Here is a 4120-nt window from a genome sequence, read left to right on the forward strand (position 1 = left end):
GTTAAAACTACCAAATTAGTTAGGTTAAAACGTTTAAAACCAAACATCGCTTAAATTACTCCGTATTAAAGATACAGCTAGATTACAGAAACAAATTGTAACAAAAGTTGACACAATAGTTACTGAGTGAGATTCACTAGTTGTTGGTAATGAGGCGTTCATCACCTTTATTAACTAACTTTTAGGATTTATTTCGGAACTAATTTACAAGCTATTCAATAGCGTTGAATTACTTTCAAATCTAATAAAGCTATTAAACAATTATTTGAGGTAAAAAGGTGACGTTTATTTTCTGCCGGTTATTGCGAAGAAATGCTTTGGTTAGTTTCACGCCCTGAGTTAGTCGCGCTTTACCTCCATTCCAAAAGGCTGCTTTTGCCCAACTTTATGCAAATCTGGCCGTGTTGATAAAAATTAGTTATACGTTTCTTAGCTATCATTATTGATAGCTGATTTCTAGCCATCCTAAATGATTGAAAAAGGTCGAGAGCAATCGGTTTTTCTATATGCAAATTGGGTTAGCTTTGAGCTCCTTTGCCAGTGGTATTTAGTGCAACCAAAAAGGAACGCTTTCAACAAAAAGTCATAGGTATTCCAGCATTCTTAAAATGATCGCTTTTGCTCACCTTCGTTAGTTATCTCAATTTTTAATCTGGCTAAATTATCCTGAAAGAAGTCAGCAGCCTTATGTCTCGTTTGCGGACTTTGCTGTTGTTTGACTATGTCGTGATTTGAAACTCAAACTGTAAGGTCGGGTTTGAGCCGATACAGATAAGCATTATTCCTCTGTACAGCAAAGCGCTCCGTGCTTAAGGGGCTTAATCTTTCAAGACCAAAACCCCAAAAACGAATCCACCACAGAGGCTTATTAAATAGATTCTGTTTATTCGTACTTACAAAGATAAGCGGTATCTGTAGGAACTTGCAGGTCGAAGGACTGATTTGCTTCAACGGTAAAAGTCTCTCCGTCTTTAAATGAAACAAATTCTTCTGAGCCTGGTAGTTTTACAATTAGTTCGCCACTGACAACTGTCATGTATTCTTTCTGGCTGGTACCGAAGGTATATTCACCTGCTTTCATAACGCCTACTGTTGCTGGCAGAGTAGTGCTTTCAAAGGCAATCGATTTAACCTTGCCATCAAAATATTCGTTAACTTCTAGCATTGTAGCTCTCCTGTAATTACTATTTTGCGTAAATTCAAATCAATGGGCGGCATTATACGCATAATCGATGGCAGGGTATTCATTTTTGAAAGTACAAAGTATGATTTTTACTGGTAAACTGCCTAGCTCGTTATAAGTAATAATAAAAACTGGATATCTAAGAAATGCTTAAGAAGACTCGAACAAAAATCTTACTACTTATTTTAGTACTGGTGATATTTCACGCCGCGGGTATCGCTAAGGATGCAGGGGTCTTCCGTAGTGTTGAAGAAAGTCAGCCTTTTGGGCAGTGTGAAAAGCTAGCAGGTCCTATTGGAGCAGAGGATATCACGGTCGATCGAGTGCAAAAGCTGGCTTATATTTCAGCCGATGACCGTCGCCAGGCTTTTTTGGATAAAGACTTAAAGTCCTATGAAAACGGTGGTATTTGGACTCTGGATCTCAGTGATCCAAACTCGAAACCAAAGCAGTTGATGGTCAAAATGAAAGGGGCTTTTCATCCTCATGGAATTGCTCTGCGCTTTGAACAACAAGATGGCGTTCAGGGAAAGGCGATAGAGCTCTATGCGGTAAATCATCTTGATATGCAGACACATGAGATTGATGTATTTAGCATTCTTCCTGATGGTAACTTAAAGCTACGCCGACGTATTCCATTTCCAGAGTTAATCTCGCCTAATGATATCGCTGTTGTGGGGAAAGACCGTTTCTTTGTATCAAACGATCATGGCAACCCGCGTCATAGCGTGATGGAGATTGTAGAGGACTATGCCGGGCTGGCGTTGTCTTCGCTGGTATATTTTGATGGAGAGCAGGGGCATACAGTGATCGATGGCCTTCGTTATACGAATGGGGTGACTTTGTCTGCAGACCAGAAAACCCTGTTTGTAGCTGAAACCACAGCGAATCAAGTGTCTCGCTATATGAAAGGACAGGATATGCTGTCCTGGCACTTAATTGATACGGTTTACATCCCCATGGCTGTTGATAATCTTGAGTGGTTGGATGATCAACACCTGCTCACAGCCGGTCATCCGAAAGTCTTTGAGTTTACGGCTCATATGCATGATGAAAGCCACCTTTCTCCATCTCAAGCATTTAAAATAGATGTGTCTGGTGAAAAGATGCAGGCCGAGTCGATTTACTATGATAGTGGCGAGCTGATTTCAGGCACGAGTGTGGCAAGTATGTATGAAGATCAATTACTACTTGGTGCTGTATTTGAGCCCTTTGCCCTTAGATGTGCAAAGCCGGCAGAGGCAGAGAAACAAAGCGTGGCTGTAGAATAGCGTCGAATTCCAGCTTGATGTAAGGCTACTGAGTTCCCGCTTTGTCAGTGCTTTTAACTTTACGACGTGCCAAACCTAGACCAATTAAACCGATACTTATCAATGATAGTGTCGTTGGTTCTGGGATTTCGGTAACTATTGGGTTTGCATGAGCTTGTATGGTGATCAAGCTAAATAGAACTAGCGCGACCGCGCGACTTATATGTTTCATTTTACCTTCCTTAGTAATTTTTCCTTTACTGGTGAGACGATATAAAGGAGCTTTCAGTGAGATGGAATGGCAGTCTATCTATAGAATGTGACTAATAGATGAAGCCCTCACTAGATTTCGGGCGCGAGTGTAGCGCAGATTTAGCTCAAGTGCGATTGAAAGTTAGGATAAAAGCTGTAACACAGCGCCACGTTGACTATTCGCTTGTCCTTGTACGGCGATCTGTACCTGATCTCTTATTTGGCTCGCAGCTAGGTCTGAGGCCACCTGAGCATAGTCAGTGTCACTGATTCGGCTCCTCGCTTCAGCCGTATTAACTTTGGATATGGCGATATTATCGATCGAACTCTCGACTCGATTGCTAACGGCACCAAGTTCTGATTGGCGGGATAGTACTAGCTCAGATGCTTGGTTTAAGGTTTCTAATGACTTGCTAGCTTGCTCAGCTGAACTTAAGTCTACGTCTTCAAAGCCTAATTCTTTGATCTCTTTGGCTAAGTCTTTGCCTTCGAGTTGAATGCTCTTTCCTGGTTGATCCAGTTGAATATTGAAGTCTTGTTCACCACTGAGTAGGGCCTTGCCATTGAAGTTAGTGTTTTCGAGAATGCTATTTGAGTCTTCAATCAAGAGATTTGCTTCTTCTTGCAAGGCTTGTCGGTCTTGTGTGGATAGCGCACCGTTACCAGCTTGAATCGTCAACTCTTGTATACGACCAATGTTATCGTTAAGGCTTTTCAGTGCTCCGTCGGCAACCTGAATTGCGGAAATGGAGTCATTGGCGTTACGGATGCCTGCATCAAAAGCACCTAGTTGGCTATTCAAGCGTTCAGATATTGCTGCGCCTGCTGCATCATCAGCTGCGCTATTAATCCGGCTTCCTGAACTGAGCTGCTGCAGTTGTCTATCAGTTTGGGACGCACTGGAAAGGCTTTGAGGGCTGCCAATGCCGCCGTTGAGTGAAATAGTCATGATGATTGCTCCCGCCGAGATAGCTATTTTTTAATGATAGCGCGGGAAGTCGAGCAGGTCATTTATTAAACAGTAACGCTTGGTAACCAGCGCTACTGTTTAGGGTACTATTTTATGTCATATTTTTGCGAGTGACGTAATGATGCCTAACTGTTTCGTTAAAAGCTTCGACATAGGTAGGGTGAAATTGCGTGCCACTTTCGCCATTAATGAGTGTGACAGCACTGAACAGAGACTTCTTGTAGCTTCTATCTGCACGTTCGTTGGTTACTGCATAGAAGGTGTCCGCCAAAGCGATTAACATAGCACCACGGTGTATTTGTTCGTTTGCCAAATTCTTTGGGTAGCCTTTACCATCATATCGCTCATGGTGTTGAGCAACCATCGTGGCGGCTTCTGTCCAACCTTCCATACGACTTAGAAATTCTGAGCCCATCTCTATATGGCCGCGAATAGTACGAAATTCCTGGTCGCTTAGTTTGCTAG

General features: G+C 42.4%; 5 protein-coding genes. 1 reads left to right on the forward strand and 4 read right to left on the reverse strand.

What is annotated here, in order from left to right; all coding sequences use genetic code 11:
- Positions 1-883: 883 nt before the first annotated feature.
- On the reverse strand, positions 884-1165 hold the full coding sequence (locus tag A3766_RS19000) for a pyrimidine/purine nucleoside phosphorylase (protein ID WP_068512427.1): 282 nt from the start codon (positions 1163-1165) through the stop codon (positions 884-886).
- A 164-nt stretch (positions 1166-1329) separates the two neighbouring features.
- Between A3766_RS19000 and A3766_RS19005 the strand changes: the two genes are divergently transcribed.
- Positions 1330-2454 (forward strand): SMP-30/gluconolactonase/LRE family protein, encoded by a 1125-nt coding sequence (locus A3766_RS19005; protein ID WP_068512425.1) that lies wholly within the window; start codon positions 1330-1332, stop codon positions 2452-2454.
- Between the two features lie 25 nt (positions 2455-2479).
- Here A3766_RS19005 and A3766_RS19010 read toward each other — a convergent pair whose 3' ends face one another.
- The 3 genes from A3766_RS19010 to A3766_RS19020 form a co-directional block, all read right to left on the reverse strand.
- Positions 2480-2665: a PEP-CTERM sorting domain-containing protein gene (locus A3766_RS19010; protein ID WP_068512423.1), complete on the reverse strand. Its 186-nt coding sequence runs from the start codon at positions 2663-2665 to the stop codon at positions 2480-2482.
- A 162-nt stretch (positions 2666-2827) separates the two neighbouring features.
- Positions 2828-3634, reverse strand: coding sequence for a flagellin (locus A3766_RS19015; RefSeq protein WP_068512421.1), 807 nt, complete (start codon positions 3632-3634; stop codon positions 2828-2830).
- A 112-nt stretch (positions 3635-3746) separates the two neighbouring features.
- On the reverse strand, positions 3747-4120 hold a 374-nt coding region (locus A3766_RS19020; RefSeq protein ID WP_156508983.1), incomplete at its 5' end, for an HD-GYP domain-containing protein.

This window comes from Oleiphilus sp. HI0132 (assembly GCF_001635845.1).

Coding starts and splice junctions, on each gene's coding strand:
- A3766_RS19000 (WP_068512427.1), bottom strand. CDS start 1,165: ATGCTAGAAGTTAACGAATATTTTGATGGCAAGGTTAAATCGATTGCC.
- A3766_RS19005 (WP_068512425.1), top strand. CDS start 1,330: ATGCTTAAGAAGACTCGAACAAAAATCTTACTACTTATTTTAGTACTG.
- A3766_RS19010 (WP_068512423.1), bottom strand. CDS start 2,665: ATGAAACATATAAGTCGCGCGGTCGCGCTAGTTCTATTTAGCTTGATC.
- A3766_RS19015 (WP_068512421.1), bottom strand. CDS start 3,634: ATGACTATTTCACTCAACGGCGGCATTGGCAGCCCTCAAAGCCTTTCC.